General features: G+C 50.7%; 1 tRNA gene and 2 rRNA genes. All 3 read left to right on the top strand.

The features are described 5' to 3' along the window. Positions 1 to 1,329: ribosomal RNA gene (locus QM460_RS10325) — 16S ribosomal RNA — on the top strand; the annotation flags it as partial. 50 nt (positions 1,330 to 1,379) lie between these two features. Continuing rightward, a tRNA-Ala gene (locus QM460_RS10320) sits at positions 1,380 to 1,452 on the top strand. A 121-nt stretch (positions 1,453 to 1,573) separates the two neighbouring features. Continuing rightward, positions 1,574 to 1,961, top strand: a 23S ribosomal RNA gene (locus QM460_RS10315); the annotation flags it as partial.

Genomic DNA, 1,961 nt, shown 5'->3' with positions numbered 1-1,961 from the left:
TGCATCACTACCAGATGGACCTGCGTTGTATTAGCTAGTTGGTGAGGTAACGGCTCACCAAGGCGACGATACATAGCCGACCTGAGAGGGTGATCGGCCACACTGGGACTGAGACACGGCCCAGACTCCTACGGGAGGCAGCAGTAGGGAATCTTCGGCAATGGACGGAAGTCTGACCGAGCAACGCCGCGTGAGTGAAGAAGGTTTTCGGATCGTAAAGCTCTGTTGTAAGAGAAGAACGAGTGTGAGAGTGGAAAGTTCACACTGTGACGGTATCTTACCAGAAAGGGACGGCTAACTACGTGCCAGCAGCCGCGGTAATACGTAGGTCCCGAGCGTTGTCCGGATTTATTGGGCGTAAAGCGAGCGCAGGCGGTTAGATAAGTCTGAAGTTAAAGGCTGTGGCTTAACCATAGTACGCTTTGGAAACTGTTTAACTTGAGTGCAAGAGGGGAGAGTGGAATTCCATGTGTAGCGGTGAAATGCGTAGATATATGGAGGAACACCGGTGGCGAAAGCGGCTCTCTGGCTTGTAACTGACGCTGAGGCTCGAAAGCGTGGGGAGCAAACAGGATTAGATACCCTGGTAGTCCACGCCGTAAACGATGAGTGCTAGGTGTTAGACCCTTTCCGGGGTTTAGTGCCGCAGCTAACGCATTAAGCACTCCGCCTGGGGAGTACGACCGCAAGGTTGAAACTCAAAGGAATTGACGGGGGCCCGCACAAGCGGTGGAGCATGTGGTTTAATTCGAAGCAACGCGAAGAACCTTACCAGGTCTTGACATCCCTCTGACCTCTCTAGAGATAGAGATTTCCTTCGGGACAGAGGTGACAGGTGGTGCATGGTTGTCGTCAGCTCGTGTCGTGAGATGTTGGGTTAAGTCCCGCAACGAGCGCAACCCCTATTGTTAGTTGCCATCATTCAGTTGGGCACTCTAGCGAGACTGCCGGTAATAAACCGGAGGAAGGTGGGGATGACGTCAAATCATCATGCCCCTTATGACCTGGGCTACACACGTGCTACAATGGCTGGTACAACGAGTCGCAAGTCGGTGACGGCAAGCTAATCTCTTAAAGCCAGTCTCAGTTCGGATTGTAGGCTGCAACTCGCCTACATGAAGTCGGAATCGCTAGTAATCGCGGATCAGCACGCCGCGGTGAATACGTTCCCGGGCCTTGTACACACCGCCCGTCACACCACGAGAGTTTGTAACACCCGAAGTCGGTGAGGTAACCATTTGGAGCCAGCCGCCTAAGGTGGGATAGATGATTGGGGTGAAGTCGTAACAAGGTAGCCGTATCGGAAGGTGCGGCTGGATCACCTCCTTTCTAAGGATAAGGAAAGCACATTGGTCTTGTTTAGTCTTGAGAGGTCTTGTGGGGCCTTAGCTCAGCTGGGAGAGCGCCTGCTTTGCACGCAGGAGGTCAGCGGTTCGATCCCGCTAGGCTCCATTGGTGAGAGATCACCAAGTAATGCACATTGAAAATTGAATATCTATATCAAATAGTAACAAGAAAATAAACCGAAACGCTGTAGTATTAAAAGAGTTTATGACTGAAAGGTCAAAAATAAGGTTAAGTTAATAAGGGCGCACGGTGGATGCCTTGGCACTAGGAGCCGAAGAAGGACGTGACAAACGACGATATGCCTTGGGTAGCTGTAAGTAAGCGATGATCCAGGGATTTCCGAATGGGGGAACCCAACAGGTACTACCTGTTACCCATATCTGTTAAGGATATGAGGAGGAAGACGCAGTGAACTGAAACATCTAAGTAGCTGCAGGAAGAGAAAGCAAAAGCGATTGCCTTAGTAGCGGCGAGCGAAACGGCAGGAGGGCAAACCGAAGAGTTTACTCTTCGGGGTTGTAGGACTGCAATGTGGACTCAAAGATTATAGAAGAATGGTTTGGGAAAATCAGCCAAAGAGAGTGATAGCCTCGTATTCAAAATAGTCTTTGTAC

Origin of the sequence: Streptococcus infantis, assembly GCF_047464415.1 — a bacterium.
Lineage (GTDB): Bacteria > Bacillota > Bacilli > Lactobacillales > Streptococcaceae > Streptococcus > Streptococcus infantis_AE.
The sequence above is the reverse complement of the archived record's forward strand: the minus strand, read 5'-3'. Positions and strand labels throughout refer to the sequence as shown.